Annotated in this window: 11 protein-coding genes and 1 pseudogene; 8 read left to right on the top strand and 4 right to left on the bottom strand. The window is 73.7% G+C overall.

What is annotated here, in order from left to right; genetic code table 11:
- Nucleotides 1–238 precede the first annotated feature (238 nt).
- Both KR546_RS06720 and KR546_RS19090 read left to right on the top strand, forming a co-directional pair.
- A complete protein-coding gene (locus tag KR546_RS06720) occupies nucleotides 239–763 on the top strand; it encodes a fructosamine kinase family protein (RefSeq protein WP_274387716.1) in 525 nt (174 codons plus the stop codon).
- Nucleotides 764–791: 28 nt separating this feature from the next.
- A complete protein-coding gene (locus tag KR546_RS19090) occupies nucleotides 792–971 on the top strand; it encodes a fructosamine kinase family protein (RefSeq protein WP_274387715.1) in 180 nt (59 codons plus the stop codon).
- Between the two features lie 27 nt (nucleotides 972–998).
- Here the strand turns inward: KR546_RS19090 and KR546_RS06715 are convergent, their stop codons facing one another.
- Nucleotides 999–1,691, bottom strand: coding sequence for an MBL fold metallo-hydrolase (locus tag KR546_RS06715; RefSeq protein ID WP_238443936.1), 693 nt, complete (start codon nucleotides 1,689–1,691; stop codon nucleotides 999–1,001).
- A gap of 175 nt (nucleotides 1,692–1,866) precedes the next feature.
- Between KR546_RS06715 and KR546_RS06710 the strand changes: the two genes are divergently transcribed.
- The 5 genes and pseudogenes from KR546_RS06710 to KR546_RS19915 all read left to right on the top strand — a co-directional run.
- Nucleotides 1,867–2,496, top strand: a complete 630-nt coding sequence (locus KR546_RS06710; protein WP_238443935.1) for a hypothetical protein — start codon at nucleotides 1,867–1,869, stop codon at nucleotides 2,494–2,496.
- A gap of 112 nt (nucleotides 2,497–2,608) precedes the next feature.
- The gene (locus KR546_RS06705) at nucleotides 2,609–6,193 is read left to right on the top strand and encodes an AfsR/SARP family transcriptional regulator (protein WP_238443934.1); all 3,585 of its coding nucleotides are present in this window, start codon (nucleotides 2,609–2,611) and stop codon (nucleotides 6,191–6,193) included.
- A gap of 521 nt (nucleotides 6,194–6,714) precedes the next feature.
- Nucleotides 6,715–7,176 (top strand): nucleoside deaminase, encoded by a 462-nt coding sequence (locus KR546_RS06700; RefSeq protein ID WP_238443933.1) that lies wholly within the window; start codon nucleotides 6,715–6,717, stop codon nucleotides 7,174–7,176.
- A 78-nt stretch (nucleotides 7,177–7,254) separates the two neighbouring features.
- Nucleotides 7,255–8,241, top strand: a complete 987-nt coding sequence (locus KR546_RS06695; RefSeq protein WP_238443932.1) for an alpha/beta hydrolase — start codon at nucleotides 7,255–7,257, stop codon at nucleotides 8,239–8,241.
- A gap of 115 nt (nucleotides 8,242–8,356) precedes the next feature.
- Nucleotides 8,357–8,536 (top strand): annotated as a pseudogene (locus tag KR546_RS19915) (dsRBD fold-containing protein); the annotation flags it as partial.
- 130 nt (nucleotides 8,537–8,666) lie between these two features.
- Here the strand turns inward: KR546_RS19915 and KR546_RS19615 are convergent.
- Both KR546_RS19615 and KR546_RS06685 read right to left on the bottom strand, forming a co-directional pair.
- Nucleotides 8,667–13,664 (bottom strand): DUF5724 domain-containing protein, encoded by a 4,998-nt coding sequence (locus KR546_RS19615; protein WP_238443931.1) that lies wholly within the window; start codon nucleotides 13,662–13,664, stop codon nucleotides 8,667–8,669.
- Nucleotides 13,665–13,726: 62 nt separating this feature from the next.
- Nucleotides 13,727–14,134 carry a hypothetical protein gene (locus tag KR546_RS06685; RefSeq protein WP_238443930.1) on the bottom strand — a complete coding sequence of 136 codons (408 nt, stop codon included), beginning with the start codon at nucleotides 14,132–14,134 and terminating at the stop codon, nucleotides 13,727–13,729.
- A gap of 256 nt (nucleotides 14,135–14,390) precedes the next feature.
- On the opposite strand from KR546_RS06685, the gene KR546_RS06680 reads away from it, so the two are divergent.
- Nucleotides 14,391–16,187 (top strand): alpha-amylase family glycosyl hydrolase, encoded by a 1,797-nt coding sequence (locus KR546_RS06680; RefSeq protein ID WP_238443929.1) that lies wholly within the window; start codon nucleotides 14,391–14,393, stop codon nucleotides 16,185–16,187.
- Between the two features lie 61 nt (nucleotides 16,188–16,248).
- On the opposite strand, the gene KR546_RS06675 is transcribed toward KR546_RS06680, so the two are convergent.
- The gene (locus tag KR546_RS06675) at nucleotides 16,249–16,470 is read right to left on the bottom strand and encodes a hypothetical protein (RefSeq protein ID WP_238443928.1); all 222 of its coding nucleotides are present in this window, start codon (nucleotides 16,468–16,470) and stop codon (nucleotides 16,249–16,251) included.
- Nucleotides 16,471–16,505 lie beyond the last annotated feature (35 nt).

Below are 16,505 nucleotides of genomic sequence, written 5' to 3'. Positions count from 1 at the left end.
CGGTGTCGAACGCCACGGGCAGGTCGCTGTGGCGCAATCAGGGGCTGGCCTGGCGTTCGGTGCCTGCTCTGTCGGTGTCGAACGCCATGGCTGGCTCGTGGAGAGGGCAGTTGGCGGGAGATTTGGTCGTTCGGTGCCGGCTCTGTCGGTGGCGAACGCCTGGTCGAGGTGCGCGGTCGGGTCGTGGATGACCACACTGGGAGGTGAGGACGACGGACGGCGAGCGCGGGGAGGGCCGATGCGGCTGGAACGGGTGCGACGTGACGGTCGGGCGCTGGTGGTCAAGCACACCGCGCATCCGGCGGACCTGGAGGCGGAGGGCCTCGCCGCCCTGGCCGACGCCGGGGCGCTGGTCCCGGAGGTGGTCGAGGTCGCTGCCCACCGGCTGGTCATGGAGGACCTGGACGCGTCCGCTCCGGGACCGCCGTCACGTGAGGAGTGGACGCGACTGGGGGAGCGGCTGGCCACGGTCCACCGCACGACCGCCGACCGGTTCGGTTGGCACCGCGACAACGTGATCGGGACCATCACCCAGCACAACACCCCGGCCGAGGACTGGCCGACCTTCCACCAGCGATGCCGGATCGACCCCTGGCTCGGTGCCCTGCCGACCGAGGTGGCCGATCGCCTGCGTGCTGCCGAGGGCGAGCTGGCCCGGCGGCTCGACCACGACGTCGAGCCGTCCCTGCTCCACGGCGACCTCTGGGCCGGCAACGTCATGCACGGACGGTGGCTCATCGACCCCCGCGGTCTGCTTCGGTGATCGTGAGCTCGACCTCGCCTTCGCGACGTTGTTCGCCGGCATCCCGGAGGTGTTCTTCCGTGCCTACGACGACGCGTGGCCACGTGACGACGGGTGGCAGGACCGCGAGCCGCTCCTGCAGCTGTACCACCTGCTCGTCCACGTCGAGATGTTCGGCCACGGGTACGTCCCGGGCATCGTGTCACGCCTGGACGCAGCCGGCCTGTAGCCGCACGCCGGGTGGCCGACGCGACGATCAGCCCAGCGTGGTCGCGAAGGCACGGAACCGGCCGGACGCGCCGCTGGCGATCGTGCGGGAGTGGCCGAAGCAGGCCGATGCGAAGGTGAACTCGGCGAGGTGGCGCAGGCTCGCGTCGAACTCGGGCGTGGCCCGGTTCATCGGACCACGACTGATCGTGCCTCGGCGGGTGACCCAGGCGGCGTCGCCCACGAACATGATCCCGCCCGCCCGGTCCAGCAGGTAGGACACGTGGCCCGGGGTGTGGCCGGGCGTGTCGACGACCTGCCAGTCGTCGGGCAGTCCCGGCGCATCGTCCTCGCGGACGACCGCGCCCGGCTCGACCGGCGGCGGGGTGGGCATCAGCCGGACGAACAGGCTGGCCAACGGCCCGAACCGGGTCATCACCGGTGGTGCCGTCGGGGGCCGCTCGCCGCGTGCGACGGCGGCGTCGCCTGCCGGGACGAACAGTCGTGCGTCGCTGGCCGCCTGCACGTCCGCGGCACTGCCGAGGTGGTCGATGTGGCCATGGGTGACCACGACGGCGGCGAGGTCGTCGAACGTGCGGCCGATCTCGTCGAGGCCCGCAGCGATCGTGTCGAGGCGGCCCGGCACCCCGGTGTCGACCAGTGTCACCCCCTGGTCGCCGTCGACCAGGTAGCCCCGCGAGCCCATCGACAACTGGTGCACACCCGGCAGCACGGACTGCATGTCCCCTCCGATCTCGACGACACGGCCACCCTAGGGGGGCGATGTCGCCGCGGTCTCCGGTCCTGACGCGCCGCGTGGCGACCGAGGGCCGGGCGCAGGCCTGCGCACCCGGCGGCGACGCACGGACCCGGCCAGCACACTGGTCCGGCGCGCCCAACGACGGACGGAGTCGGCCGTGCCACGGAGGAACCGGGTCGACCCGCTCGGACGCATCGTGGGGCTGCCCCAGCGGGGTGCGTTCACCGGCAACCGTGGCGTGCTCACCGACGACCACGGGACGATCGTCCGGGAACAGGCTGCTCGCGCCTGGATCACCTGTGCCCTGGAGTTCGGCGACCGCCGGCGCGAACTGGCCCAGCCGGGACGCTGGACCGAGTTGTTCTTCTGGGACGAGGCGACCGCGCTGGCAGCGGGCCACCGGCCCTGCTTCACCTGCCGTCGCGTCGACGCGGTGGCCTTCCGGGACGCCTTCCGACGGGTGACCGGCCGACCGGACGCCGGGGCGCCGGACGTCGACCGGGTCCTCGCCGACGAACGACGCGTGCCTCGACCCCGATGGGGCTCCGGGCGGCGGCTCGTCATGGTCGATCCGGCTCGGTTGCCCTCGGGTGCCGTGGTCCTCCACCACGACGTGGCCCACCTGCTGGCGGGGCGGGAGCTCCACCGCTGGACGGCACGGGGCTGGGGGGTGACCGTTCCCGTTCCGACCCACGAGCTCGCCCTGGTCACGCCGCCGACGACGACCAGGATCCTGTCGGACGGCTACGAGCCGCTGCTGCGGGTCGGGGAGGTCTCCGGCGCCTGAACCCCGTGGCCCGGGGCCTCCGTGCGCTGTCCTCCGGGCCGCCGTCGTCCGATGCCCGGAGGTAGGTTCACGGGACGTGGTCAGTGCGGACCATGCGGAAACGGGAGGCTGGGTGCGCGTACGTGTCCTGGGACCGATCGAGGTCCGTGCAGAGCCGGACGGGACATGGCGTCGTCCGACCCCCCAGCAGCGACTGGTCCTGGCGACGTTGGCGGCCCCGCCCGGCCGGTCCCGGGACGTGTCGGTGCTGGCCGACGCGATCTGGGACGACGAGCCCCCGCACAACGCGCATCGGCTGGTGCAGGCGCTGGTGTCGCGCCTGCGTGCCGCCCTCGGCCAGGACGGTGACGCCGCCGGGCCGCTCGCGTCGGTCGAGGGTGGCTGGCGGCTGGACCTGGGTGACGACCAGCTCGACGCTGCCCGGTTCGAGTCGCTCGTCGACCGCTCCGTCGCCGAACTGGCCGCGGGCGACCCGCAGGGTGCGGGCGAGCTGGTCGACCGGGCGCTGGAGCTGTGGCGTGGCCGGCCGTTCGGCGAGCTCGGGGACGAGCCGGTGCTGGTCGCGGAGGCGATGCGTCTCGAGGAGCGGCGACTGGACGCCCTCCAGGTCCGGATGCAGGTGCGGCTGGCGGCCGGCGCTCCGGGGCCGGTCATCACCGAGCTCAAGGAGCTGCTGGCCGAGCACCCCCTCCACGAGCAGCTGTGGGGACTGCTGATGGTCGCGCTGGCACGGGCCGGTCGCCGGGCCGAGGCGCTGGTGACCTACCAGCGGGTCCGGGAGCGGCTCGTCGACGAGCTGGGGGTCGAGCCGGGTCCCGAGCTCCAGCAGCTCCACACCAGGATCCTCCGGGACGACGACGCCCGCGACGCCGTGGTCGGTTGGCAGCTCCGGGAGGACGTGGGCAGTTCGCCCGGCGCGGTGATCCGGGGGATGCCGGCGGCGACCACCAGTTTCGTCGGTCGGCGACGCGAGCTGGCGGACCTGCAGCGGCTGGTCGGCGCCGAGCGGGTGGTGACGGTGGTCGGACCGGGTGGCGTGGGCAAGACCCGGCTCGCCAGTGCCGTCGCGGCACGCGTGGCGGCGGGCTACCCACGGGGTGGGGCCTTCGTCGACCTGACCCGGGTGTCCTCGGAGCGGCTCGCGGCGGCGATCGCGTCCGGCCTGGGCGCCGTCGGCTCGTCCCGCCAGCCGGTCCTCGCGACGCTGGTCGAACACGTGCGTCGGGGCCCGACCCTGGTCGTGCTCGACAACTGCGAGCACCTCCTGCCCGACGTGGCGGAGCTGGTCGCGGCCCTGGCCGCGGCCGGTCCGGACCTCGTCGTCCTGGCCACCAGTCGCGAGCGCCTGGGCGTCGCCGGTGAACGCGTCTACGCGCTGGCGCCCCTCGCCACGGAGGTCCACGGGGCAGGTCGGGACGTGGCGGACCGCGCACGTCGGGAGCCGCCCGGCCTCGTCGGCGACGCCGGTGGGGCGGCGGTCGGCCGGAGCTCCGGCCCCGACCCGGCCGGCTCCTCGGAGACGTCCGACGCCGCGCGGCTCTTCCTCGACCGTGCCCGGGCCGTCGCCCCGGGCTTCCGGGCGGACCCACCACGGGTCGAGGACCTGTGTCGCCGGGTCGACGGCCTGCCCCTGTCGATCGAGCTCGCGGCGGCTCGGGCGGGCTCCCTGGGCATCGACGGCCTCGTCTCGGGCCTGGACGACCGGCTCCGCCTGCTGCGCTCGGCGCGGGGGAGTGTCGCCCGGCACGGCTCGCTGCGGGCGGTGCTGGACTGGAGCCACGACCTGCTGGAGGACGAGGAGCAGGCGGCGTTCCGGCGGCTCGGCGTGTTCACCGGTTCCTTCGACCTGGACGCCGCAACGGCGGTCGTCGACCTCGGCACGCGCCCGTCGTCCGGCACGGGTGGACGTTGGGTGCGCGGTGGCGGGACCGCATGGGTGGCCGACCTGGTCGGGCGGCTCGCCGACAAGAGCCTGCTCGTCCACCAGGACACGAGCCACGGCAGCCGATGGATCCTGCTGGACTCGGTCCGGGACTACGCCCTGGAGCGCCTGGCCGACGGGGACGAGGCAGCGACGGTGCGTCGGCGGCACCTGCGCTGGGCCGTCGCCACGGCGCTCGACCTCCGGGAGCGCATGGGCGCGGGTGCCGACTGGCGCGAGGCGTTCCGCCGGGTCGAGGGTGACCTCCGCGCCGCGCTGGCCAGCCATCCGTCCGACCTCCCGTCCGAGCCGTCGGCCGGCCAGCCCGCCGATGGTCCGGCCGCCGGCGAACCGGCCGACCGCGATGACGCCGATCGGCTCGACCTGGCCTTCGCGGTCGCGGCGCTGCAGTCCCGGACCGGGTCCTACCACGCCGCGCAGGAGGCATACGAGACCGCGATCGGGCTGGCGCGCTCGGTCGGAGGGGCCGACGCGCTGGCACGCGCGGCACTGGGGGCGTCGGTGTCGGGCATGGTCTTCGGGGTCTCCGACCGGGGTCGCGTGGATTGGCTGGAGGAGGCGCTGGCGGCACAGGGCGAGGCACCGACGTCACTGAGGGCCCGGCTGCTGGCCCGGCTGGCCATGGAGCTGTACTGGTCGGCCGATCGTGGCCGGAGCCAGGAGCTCGCCGACCATGCCCTGGAGGTGGCGCGAACGGTCGGAGGCGACGCCGTGCGGGCACACGCCTTGTTCGCGTCGCACTACACGACCCGTGGCCCACAGGATGCCCGGCAGCGACTGGCCCTGTCCGCCGAGGTCGTCGAGCGGGCCGAGCGGGGTGGCGCGATGGACCTGGCGCTGGCCGGGCGCGCCGCCCACGTCGTGGACCTGCTGTCGGTCGGTGACCTGACCGGCATGGACGCGGCCCTGGGCCTGCTCTGGGAGGGCGCCGACCGGCTCCAGCGACCCGCCTTCCAGTGGTACACCGACGTCTATCGTCTCGTGCGTGCCCTGCTGGAGGGACGCTTCGCCGACGCGGACGCCCTCGCTGCCACCGCGATCGCCGCCGGCCGCAACGTCGCCGAGTTCACGGTCGGCCTGGACTTCGCCGAGTCGATCACCGACCTGCGCGACCCGGACCCGGCCGGGCATCGTCGCCGCGCCGAGCGACTCGAGGACATGGCCGTGCGCTTCCCCGGCGTGCTGGTCTGGCGGTGCCTGGCGCTGCTCGACCAGCTGGCCCTGGTCCATCCCGGGCCGAGGTCGGTCCTGGACGCGCCACTGCCGACCGCCCGGCACGAGGGGGCGGACGACGTGCGTGCGGCGGCGCGGTCGTTGGCGGACGAGGTCCTGGACCGTGCACCGCGGGACGCACACTGGGTGGTGGAGACCTGCCTGCTGGTCGAGCTCGCGGCCGAGCTGGGTGACGCCCACCTGGCGGCACGTGGCGAGGCGGCCCTGCGTCCCCACGCCGGCACGCTGGCGGTCGCCGGCCGGGTCGGTGCCTGTCGGGGGTCGGTGTCCCACGCGCTGGGCCTCGCGAGCTGGACCCTGGGCGACCTCGACCGGGCGATCACCGACCTGGACGAGGCGGTGGCCACCCACGATCGGTTGCACGCGTTGCCGTTCCTCGCGCGCAGCCTGGCCGTTCGGGCACGGGTCCACGAGGTGCGCGACGGGGCGGGCGATCGCGCTGCGGCGGAGCGCGACCGGGCGACGGTGGCGACCCTCGCACGCGACCTGGAGCCCCACGTGACGGCGTCGTCCCGGTCATAGGTCGTCGCGTGTCGTCGTCGGGCGTCGTCGACCGGCGGGGGGATCGATGTGTGGACGCGACCGCAGGCGGCGTCCACACCTCGATGGCCGGGGATGCCCTGCATGCCAGTCCGCCGGTGACGTCCTCCCCACGGGACGTACCCGGCCCGCCCCGTCGCCCTCGGGCGTCGGAACCGACATGTCGAGCACGGTGCCCCCACGCACCGCCCGGCCGCACCGCGTGCCGGCCGGTGTCGACCGGCCCCGGTGCGGGTCTGTCTCCCCGCGCGTCAGCCACGTCATCCACCGGTGCGACGGACGTCGCCCTGCCCCGGCTCCCGGCCCCGCGGGAACCTGGACGACGTCCGTCGACGCACCGGTGGATGGTCCAGTCACCTGGAACGTGGTGAGGAGTGTTCCCGCACGTGTTGGCGAACTGTTGACGCCCGCGTGGCGCGATGGTGACGGTTGGTGTGCGGCCGCCGGCGGCCCCGGCGACATGGCACCCTCGCCCCGCACGTCCACCGACGCAGGAGGACACCGTGGACCGACCTGACCGCGCGCTCCTGCAGTCCTGGCTGGACGTGGCCGTCGACCAGGCGATCGCGGGCCGTGACGGTGGCGGCATCCCGATCGGTGCCGCGCTGGTCGGCCGCGACGGCGACGTGCTCGGCCGAGGCCACGACCGACGGGTCCAGGACGGCGATCCGTCGATCCACGCCGAGACCGCGGCGTTCCGGGCCGCGGGTCGCCAGCGCAGCTACCGCGGCACGACCATGGTCACCACGCTGTCGCCGTGCTGGTACTGCTCGGGGCTGGTCCGCCAGTTCGGCATCCCCCGGGTCGTGATCGGCGAGGCGACGACCTTCCACGGAGGCCACGACTGGCTGGCCGAGCACGGTGTCGAGGTCCACGTCCTCGACGACGCACGCTGCATCGACCTCATGACCACCTTCGTGCGTGACCATCCGGACCTCTGGAACGAGGACATCGGCGAGGACTGACGCGCGACCCCGAGGTGGCTGCGTCGATCCCTTGGCGGTCGTAGGGTCGGTTCCCCCGTCCACCAGCGAGGAGCGGGCATGCCCGAAACGAGGTTCGAACGCCAACTCGACCCGGAGTTGTTGCCCGGGTTGGAGGTCTATCGGATGCTCGGGTTCGACGAGACCGACTTCTCGCCGGACAACCTCGCCCGGATGCGGGCGACCCTCACCGGGTTCATGGCCGCTGCCCAGGCCGAGCTGACGGACAACGACGGGGTGGCCAGCGAGGACCGGGTCGCGCCCGGTCCCGACGACAACGACGTCCCGGTGCGGGTCTACCGCCCGGTCGACCACGACCCCTCCACGCCCCTGCCCGGGATCTACTGGATCCACGGTGGCGGCATGGTGTTGGGCGACCTCGACGGGTCGGACCCCGGCTGCGAGGCCTGGGTCGACCACCTCGGCTGTGTCGTCGTCTCGGTGGACTACCGACTCGCGCCGGAGCATCCCCACCCCGCACCGGTCGAGGACTGCTTCGCCGGGCTGGTGTGGATGGCCGAGCACGCCGGCGAACTGGGCGTGGACGCGTCCCGCATCGCCGTGGCCGGTGCCAGCGCGGGTGGGGGCCTGGCAGCCGGGACCTGTCTGCTGGCGCGCGACCGAGAGGGCCCTGACGTGGCGTTCCAGTGTCTCGTCTACCCCATGCTGGACGACCGCAACGAGACGCCGTCGGCCCGGGAGTTCGCCGGGATCGTGTCGTGGAGCCACGAGCACAACACGTCCGGCTGGGCAGCCCTGCTGGGCGACGCCGCCGGCGGCGACGACGTCTCGCCCTACGCCGCCCCGGCCCGGGCGAGCGACCTGTCCGGGCTCCCCCCGACCCTCGTGCAGGTGGGTGACCTCGAGGTCTTCCGCGACGAGGACGTCGACTACGCCCTGCGCCTGATGCAGGCCGGGGTCCCGACCGAACTGCACGTCTATCCCGGCGCGTTCCACGCCGCCGACGGCTTCGCGCCCGAGGCCGACCACAGCGCCCGGTTCCTGCGCGACCAGTTCGACGCCCTCGCGCGCGCCCTGGGGGGCTGACGGCCCGCGCGCCCACTTCAGGAGGCCGATCGGCCCGGGAGCCGGGGCCCGGTCGACGCTTGGCCGACGCCGCGGCGGGGCGTATGGTCGATGGACCGGCTGACAGGAGGCTCCCATGGAGACCCACACGGACGTCGTGGAGACCGAGAAGGACGTCGTGCTGTCGATCCACCTGGAGGAGGACGACACCGAGACCCGAGCCACCGCGACGCTCGACCTGCGCGGTGACCACTTCGAGGCGTCGGGGCGCGCACGACGCAACCCGATCGACCCACCCCGACCGCTGATCGGCGAGGAGCTGGCGATCCTCGGGCCCTGTCCAAGCTCGAGGAACGCATCATGGACATGGCCCAGGACAAGATCGACCGCTACCTCGTGCACGAGACCACCTGATCGGCGGCGCCAGTCGCGGCTCGCGGTGCCGGTCAGGCGCGGAGCTGGGCCAGGATCGAGGGGTCCTGGATCCGGTGGTCGCGTGCCAGCAGGACCACCTTCGACAGGACCTCCGCCGTCCGCGGGTCGTCGTCGACGAACGGCAGGAACAGCCGCCCGCGGTGCTGGGCACCGACGGGGACGATGCACACCGCGTTGCCGGGCCGACGATGGACGACCGCCGAGCCGAGGTGGATCGACCACGTCCCGCGGGTGCCGGTCACGATGACGTGGTTGCCGGTCAACTCGACGTTGTCCAGCCCCAGCATCCGCGCGGTCTCGTCGACGAGCGTCGCGCGCATCTCCACGGTCGACGCCGTGGCCTCGGGGTCGACCCCGCCGGCATGGGCCACGGACACCACCAGGTCGAGGTCGCGCATCACCTCGCTGAAGAGTCGGGGCGGGACGTCGTCGATCGCCAGTGGCCGGTCCTGGTCGCTGGACACGAACCAGACCGATTCGATGGTGGTGTCCTCGACCTCACCGGGAGTGCCACGAAGTCCGAGGGCCGTCACGTGGCTCGTGATCCCGTGGCGATGCCAGGTCCGGAGTGCACCCCCGTCCCGGTGCACCACCCAGCCCCGTCGCCCGAACAGTGCTGCGGCCTGCCCTGACTGCACCTGGTGGCCCGCCCAGCGGTCCGACCGGGTCGCACCACCGGTCTCCGACCCGACGGGGAGGTACAGCTCGCGGAAGACCTGGCGGAACGGCTGGCGGACGCGCTCGTCGAACAGCTGCCGCTGCCAGTGGTGCCATCGACCCTCGGCGAGCAGGTCGACCGGGTGGGCGATCCGGACGACGCCCCCGACGTCGGTCGTGGTGTCGTCCAGGTCCACGAGGCGCCGGCCGCCCTCGGCGGGACGGGCGGTGTGTCCGGTGCGATCGACCACCACGAGGGTCGCCAGCTGGGCGGCCATGAGCGGGTGGGTCGCCAGGTCGGCGAGCTCCTGGGAGGTGAAGGTGTCGCCGCGGACGCACGACTCCTCGAGGCTTGCGCGCATGCGTGTGGCCTGGTCCCGCAGCGTCCGGACGCGGTCCTTGAGCGCCACGACGCCGGGGTCCTTGGCTGCGTCACGGGGCACGTGCTTGAGCACCCGCCCGGCCCGGTCCACGCCCAGCTGCGGTGCGCCGTCGTCCGAGATCGACAGCGCGACCGTGACGTCGCCGACCGTCGTGGTGACGGGCCCGTCGGACAGGTCGGCGACGGACTCGGCCTCCATGGCCCAGCGGAGTCGCTGGGGATCGGCGTGGCCGGCGGTCCGGGCGAGGTTGTCCAGCGCGATCTCGACCGCCGCCGCCTCGCTGGCGCGGCGCTGCTGGCCGAACCGGCGGCCCTCCTTCTGCCAGGCCATCAGCCGCTGCCAGCGCGCCAACGTCGTGGCGGCGGCCTGGTCCGGGTCGTCGGGCAGCGGCAGCAGGCCGAGGGCCCGGACGCTGTCCTGGTGGCGCGTGGCGTCCATGCGGTCGAGCACCTCGTCCTCGTCGAGGACCCCACGGATCGCGTTGGCGAACAGGGTCGCGCGGATGTGCCCGCCACTCGACGAGGCGTACTTGGCGACCCCCAGCAGCTGGTCGAGGTGCGCGTCGCCCAGCCGTGCCCGAACTCGCTCGAACCAGGCCACGTCGACCGCGCCGGCGACGAGGTCACTGCTCGTCAGCGGGGTGTGCTCGTGGCTGCGCGCGGCCCACTCGGCACGCACGTCGGCGTCGACCGACCAGCGCTCGTCCTTGGTGTGGGCGTGCAGCCACCACACGGCGTCGGCCAGGCCCGGCCAGTCGAGGTGTGCCTCCACGAGGTCGGCCCACTGGGGGGCGTAGACGGCCAGCTCCCGGACCCGCCGGACCGGCAGGTCGTGGCGGCGGACCGCCGCGGCGAAGGTGTCGGGGGTGTCGTCCGGGGCCGGGAACGCGACCCGGACCAGGTGGCTGAGCACCGCGGGACGGCTCGTGTCCCAGGTGTGGCCACGCACCAGGTGCTGCCGCCCGAGCGCCGCCAGCACGCGCCCGACCACGTCGGCCCCGACCACGGTCCGCAGCTGGCGGGCGGCATGGGTCGCCGCGGTCGGCAGGTCCCCGCGGGCCAGCTCGACCTGGAGGATCCGGTCGCGGAGGTCGTCGACGACGTCGACCAGCCAGGGGTGGTCGAGCAGCAGGCGGGTCGGCCTGCGGCGGGTGAGCTCGCCGAGCGGGGCCGCCCCCACCGTGCCCCACGTGTGGTGGTGGCGGGGCCGTGCCGGTGACCGGTCCGGCCCCCTGTGGTCGGCGCGCGTCTCCTCGGCGACGACGAGGTCGGCCAGGTCCGCGGCGGTGGCGACACCGTCGTCGACCGCCCGCACGGTCGCGGCCAGGGGTGGGAAGCGGCGCGCGGGTCGGGAGGGCAGGTCGTGACGGTGGTGCGAATGGACGTGCTCCTTGGCCACCCGTGGGGTCTCCGGGTCGTGGTTGCCGGCGGGCTCGTCGACGAACCGCAGCAGGTTCCACAGACAGCTCCGCTGGTCGGTGGACCACGTCTCGGGTCGGACGGCCTCGAGGAGGACGGCGGTCGACATCGCCGTGCGGATCCCGTCCAGCGCCCGGAAGTCACGCTCCACCGACCGGCGGTCGAGCCAGGTGCGAGGGGTGTTGACGAGGTCGGCGACCGACGGGAGCCGCACGACGGCGTCGCTCGGCACGGCGGTGAGCAGGCCCGACGCCAGTGCCAGCACGCCGTCGATCGCGGCAGGCGTCAGCTCGCGCAACGCCAGCCAGCCCAGCAGGTCGCAGGCGAGCTCGGGGAAGGTGGTGTCCGCCAGGGCCGCGCTCGTGCGGGGCCAGGCGGCGGCCAGCCGCCGGAGCCAACGCGGCGGGGAGGGGAGGCCGTGCTCGTCGGCCCAGGCGTCCGCCGTCACCAGCTCCCAGACGGGCCGGACCAGGTGGAGCTCCAGCCGGCTGTCCGACCAGTCCGCGGTCGTGCGATCCCACCAGGGCTCGACGATCTCGGGCAGTGGCAGGCGGGCGGCCTGGACGTCCCATGGCTCGTTGGGGGAGGGTTGGGGCACGCCCACGAGGTCGCCGAGCAGGCGCACGTCCGGTCCGTGCCACCGGGCGACGGTGACCTCGACGTCGCGGTGCTCGACCAGCCAGCGGTCGAGCGACGACACGACGCCCGCCACCGCGTCGTCCCAACCGGTGACGACGGCGAGGTCGCCGTCCGGCGGCAGTGCAATGGTCCGGCTCGCCTGGTCGACGAGGTCCTCGACCGCGTCCAGCCTGGTCAGGCCCCGCTCGTCGCCCAGGGCCGGGGCGAGCCGATCCCGATCGCCTTCGGCCAGGTCGAGCTCGGCGACCAGCCGCAGGGCACTGGCACGGATCGCCGTGGCGTGGCGCCCGCCCGCCGTGGCGTCGGCGTCCTGGACCTCGACCAGGAGTTCGACGGCGCCCCGCTGCTGGCCGGTCGTCCCCGTTGCGAGGCGATCGACCGACTCCATGACCGCCGAGGGGTCCTGGCGCAACAGCAGCAGCACGACGCCACGGCGCAGGTCGGACGGCTTGCGTCGCAGCAGGTCCTCGAGTTCGCGGGCCTCGTCCTCGGACGGTGGCGGCGCGGTTTCCAGCACGCGGAACACGCCGTCGCGGACCATCGAGGACCGGTCCTTGGCGAGTGCGAGCAGGTGCGACCGGTTGGCGGCGACGTCGCCCGCCAGGTGCCTGGTCCAGGCCCGCCGACCGTCCGGGCCCATCCGTGCGACCACGGGTGCCAGGGACGCGGGCGGCCGCCCGGCCAGCGCATCGGGCAGGGTGTCGCAGACGTCGCGTGGCGAGAGCGACAGGGTGTGGGGCCGCAGCAGGCCGACCGGCAGCTCGACGGGGTCGTCCAGGCGGTCCTGCAGGGCCCAGAGTGCGTCGAACAGGCCGTCGGGATCGCGCCCCCGGCGAAGCCAGTGCTGGCTGCCGATCGCGTCGAAGGCGACCGCGGCCACGCGCAGGTCGTCGTCGGCGAGGGCCGGGACGAGCACCTCGTGGGCCATCGGCAGTTGCGTGGCGCGCAGCAGTCGGGCGGCCGCCAGGCGCGTGTCGGCGTCGCGATGGGCCAGCAGGTCACTCGCCCGCACGATGGCGGCGACGGCGTCCGCGTGGGCCTCGGCCCACAGGGCGAGGAAGGTCCGCATCGGCTCGGCTGGGCGTGCGAGCGCCGCATCGCGACCGTCCGGGTCGTCGAGCAGGCCCACCAGGACCTCCAGGTTGTCGGCGACCTGGCGACGGTCACGCACCTCGAACGGCTCGCCGAACCAGACCCCGACCGCCCGGACGGCCGCCGCGAAGCGCAGCAGGTCGTGTTCGAGCACCACGCCCAGCAGCCGTCGGAACGCCGTCGGGTGGGCCAGGTCGACCGCCTCGAGGATCGACTGGCGCAGTCCTTCCTGTCGTCGTGCGGCGAGCAGCAGGCGCTCGATCGCGTCCCAGCCCTCCGGGTCGGCCGCTCCCAGCAGGCCGACCGGGACGTGCCCACCGAACACGGCCGTGGGATGGGTGTTGGCGACGGTCGCGAGCAGGACGTCGCGCACTGCCGTGTCGCCCCGGTCGATCGCGGTGGCGAACACCTGTCCGAGGGCCGGCGCGTTCCAGCCGAGGTGGCCGGCCCAGGCCGCGAACCAGGCAGCGTCGCGCGGATAGGGCAGGGCAGTGGACAGCGCCACCCGGAGCCACTGGCCGCGGGACGTCGCGGAGACCTGCGGATCGTGGGGCGCCCGGAAGCCGCGACGCAGGTGGCCCATCGTGTAGGGACGTTGCACCAGTGCGTCGAAGGTGGCGTGCAGGTCGTCCCCGAGTGCGGGATGCAGGGCGCGGAAGAAGCGGCCGGTCGCGCGCCGCGGCGTCCGATCGATCGCCATCGCCAGGTCGTGGGGTCCCAGGCGACGCTCCGGGTCCAGTCGGGGCTCGAGGAGGCTCTCCACGGCAGGACGCAGCAGTGCCGGTGACTTCCAGGCGGCCCGGCGCCGTGCCGGCCCCACTGGGTCCTGATCGCGGACGGATTCCAGCACCGCCCGTGGGTCCGTCGGGTCGGCCGACGCCATCAGCCACCCGCCAGGGCGACGAGGCGCACGAACCGCACCACGGTGTCGTCGGCAAGGTCGACGCGGTCGTCGAGGTCGTCGATCCGGACGTCGTCCACGAAGGTGAAGTAGATGCCGTCCTCGAACGCCTGCAGGGCGGCGAGGACCGCCTGGCCCACGTCGACCGGGTCCTCCGCCCGGTGGGCAGCCGGGTCGATGGCACCACGAGCGGCCCCGTCGGCGAGGTCGTCGGCCGTCAGCACGCGGACCAGCCGGCGGGCCCGCTCGCGGCTGGCGTAGGCGGCCACCTCGTGACGGACCACGGTGGCAACCAGGTCACGGAGGAGGACCGACCCGGGGGAGATGGCCACACGGGTCGGCTCGACGACGGCGCCACGCCGTCCCAGCGTGCGTGCCTCGACCAGCATGGTCGGCCCCTTCGCGCGCCGATCGCGCCCCGATCCTAGGCCTTCTCGCGGCATCGAGGGGTCCCTCCCGGGACCGTTGTCTCGGTCTCGCACCTGCCTGCCACACCGGCAGGGACGGGCCCGTGGGGAACTGGCGTCGGAGGCGGGTGGTCGCGGTCGGGCCCGGGGGTTGGTCGGACGAGGGTGGCGCGATGCGCGAGTCGTCCCCGTGGTGACGTACGGTTCGGTGCTTCGGAACCACGACGTGGAGGCACACATGACCGGCGACGACAGCCATCCGGCGACGGAGGGCAGTGAGCACCGCGGCGGCATGGGCGCGATCGTCCACGACGAGGGGGTCGCGTTCCGGGTCTGGGCACCCAACGCCTCGGCCGCGTGGGTCGTGGGTGACTTCGACGACTGGGGCGGCACCGAGCTGGTGTCGGAGGGCAACGGGTACTTCTACGGCGACGTCGCCGGCGCGTCGGCTGGGGACGAGTACAAGTTCCGACTGACCGGTGCCGACGGCGACGAGCGGTACCGGATCGACCCGTACGCGCGCCACGTCACGAACTCGGTCGGTAACGGGATCGTCCACGACCCGGCCGCGTTCGACTGGGGCGACGACGACTTCGCCTGCCCGTCGCACGACCAGCTGGTCGTCTACGAGACCCACGTCGGGTCGTTCGTGGGTGGGCCTGGGGGGCCGGGGGACCTCGAGAAGGTCGCGGGCAAGCTGGCCTACCTCGCCGACGTCGGGATCAACGCGATCGAGCTGATGCCGCTGATGGAGTTCTCCGGCGACGTGTCGTGGGGCTACAACCCGGCCCACGTGTTCGCGGTCGAGTCGGCCTACGGCGGTCCGGACGCCCTCAAGGGCTTCGTCAAGGCCGCCCACGAGCATGGCATCGCGGTGATCCTCGACGTCGTCTACAACCACTTCGGGCCGTCCGACCTCGACCTGTGGCGCTTCGACGGCTGGTCCGAGCACGACAAGGGCGGCATCTACTTCTACAACGACCACCGCTCGGCCACGCCGTGGGGCGACACCCGGCCCGACTACGGGCGCGAGGCGGTCCGCAACTTCATCCACGACAACGCGTTCATGTGGCTGCGCGAGTACCGGGTCGACGGGCTGCGGTTCGACATGACCCCGTTCATGCGCAGCGTCGACGGCACCGGCAAGGACATCCCCGAGGGCTGGGACCTGATGGGCTGGATCGCACGCGACGTCCGCGACCAGTTCCCCGACGCGATCATGATCGCCGAGGACCTCCACGGCGACCACCTGGTCACGTCCACGGCCTCGGACGGCGCTGCCTTCCACAGCCAGTGGGACACCCACTTCGTGCATCCGGTGCGTCGGGCGTTGACGGCCGTCGACGACGATGACCGTTCGATGACCGCCGTCGCCGACGCGATCACCTACGACTACGGCGACGCCTTCGCCCGGGTCGTCTACACCGAGAGCCACGACGAGGTCGCCAACGGCAAGGCGCGGATCCCCAGCGAGGTCGACGGCGACAACCCCACCGGCTGGCACGCCCAGAAGCGTGCGGCCCTGGGCCTGGCACTCGTGCTGACCTCGCCCGGCATCCCGATGCTGTTCCAGGGCCAGGAGTTCCTGGAGGACGAGTGGTTCCGCGACGACGTCCCGCTGGACTGGCCCCGTGCCGAGCACTTCCGCGACCTCGTCCGGATGGTGTCGGACCTGGTCCACCTGCGGCGCGACGTCGATGGCACCAGTGGCGGACTGCGTGGCCAGGACACCCGGCTGTTGCAGGTCGACGACGACGCCAAGGTGGTCGCGTTCAGCCGTCACCGCGAGGACGCTGCCGACGTGGTGGTGATCGCGAACTTCCAGGCCGAGTCGGTCGACGGTCACCGGGTCGGTTTCCCGGCCGCAGGACACTGGTCGCTGCGGTTCAACTCCGACGCACGGACCTACTCGAGCCTGTTCGGCGACCACGGCTCGGGTGACCTCGACGTCGGCGACGACGGGGTCGACGGCCTGCCGGCCAGCGCGGTCGTGGACATCGGCCCGGCCAGCGTCCTGGTCTACACCCGCGACTGACCCTGGGCCGTTGCGTCGGCGGTTGAGGCGGCGGCCGGTGTCGCGCTCGTGTCCGCGGTCGTCACACCGCCCGGAGGTGTCGGGCCCGTCCGGCCGGGTGACGGGCCATGGCCGCCGTGCGTGCGGCGGTGTCGAACCGGTCGAGCTCGCCGTCGTGCAGCCACGGCTCGGCGAGCCAGACGACTGCGCCCGGATGGAGCACCTCGTCGTGGACGACCTCGGACGGGTGCAGCACCCGGGTGGTCCGCAGTCCCGGTGTCGCGGTGGCTGGGGCGACGCTCATGCCGTGGGTCCTCGTCGGGGCTCGGACACGAGAGG

The sequence above is a fragment of the Salsipaludibacter albus genome, assembly GCF_019798055.1.
Lineage (GTDB): Bacteria > Actinomycetota > Nitriliruptoria > Nitriliruptorales > Nitriliruptoraceae > Salsipaludibacter > Salsipaludibacter albus.
Note: the sequence above shows the minus strand (reverse complement) of the source record. Positions and strands in the feature narration are given on the sequence as shown.

What these genes read in the sequence shown, in the direction of transcription:
- KR546_RS06720 (WP_274387716.1), top strand. Translation starts at nt 239, where the DNA reads ATGCGGCTGGAACGGGTGCGACGTGACGGTCGGGCGCTGGTGGTCAAG.
- KR546_RS06715 (WP_238443936.1), bottom strand. Translation starts at nt 1,691, where the DNA reads ATGCAGTCCGTGCTGCCGGGTGTGCACCAGTTGTCGATGGGCTCGCGG.
- KR546_RS06695 (WP_238443932.1), top strand. Translation starts at nt 7,255, where the DNA reads ATGCCCGAAACGAGGTTCGAACGCCAACTCGACCCGGAGTTGTTGCCC.
- KR546_RS06685 (WP_238443930.1), bottom strand. Translation starts at nt 14,134, where the DNA reads ATGCTGGTCGAGGCACGCACGCTGGGACGGCGTGGCGCCGTCGTCGAG.
- KR546_RS06680 (WP_238443929.1), top strand. Translation starts at nt 14,391, where the DNA reads ATGACCGGCGACGACAGCCATCCGGCGACGGAGGGCAGTGAGCACCGC.
- KR546_RS06675 (WP_238443928.1), bottom strand. Translation starts at nt 16,470, where the DNA reads ATGAGCGTCGCCCCAGCCACCGCGACACCGGGACTGCGGACCACCCGG.